At 53.5% G+C, this 475-nt stretch carries 1 protein-coding gene; it reads right to left on the reverse strand.

Annotated features, from left to right (window positions below; genetic code table 11):
* Nucleotides 1-373, reverse strand: a 373-nt coding sequence (locus ACUHMQ_RS21065) for an IS110 family transposase (RefSeq protein WP_445297392.1), incomplete at its 3' end; no start/stop codon positions are given.
* Nucleotides 374-475: the final 102 nt, after the last annotated feature.

Below are 475 nucleotides of genomic sequence, written 5' to 3' on the forward strand. Positions count from 1 at the left end.
GTGCCCGATGTACCGATAGAATGGCTTGCTGCTCAACGGTCTTGATCGGCACGAAACGCATAGCCGGCCGGGTCACGGCTTCGCAAATCGCCGCAGCATCAGCGGCATCGTGCTTGTTGGTCTTGACGTAGGGTTTGACGAACTGTGGCGCCATCAATTTGACGGTATGGCCGAAGCTTTGCAGCAGACGTGCCCAGTGGTGAGCACCACCACAGGCTTCCATGCCAATTAGGCATCGAGGCAGATTGGCGAAATAAACCGCCATCTGTTCGCGGCGAAGCTGTTTCTTCAGGATTGTCTTGCTGTGTTCATCTACGCCGTGCAATTGGAACACGTTTTTTGCGAGATCAATGCCGATAGTCGTGATCTTCATGGTGGAGGCCCCTTTTGTGAGTGGTCTGTTTGACACAACCACTTCGACGTAATGCCGTTGGCGGGGGCGTCCATTCCATTAGATCAAGTCTGAACTTCTACA

Source organism: Chitinimonas violaceus (assembly GCF_052601015.1).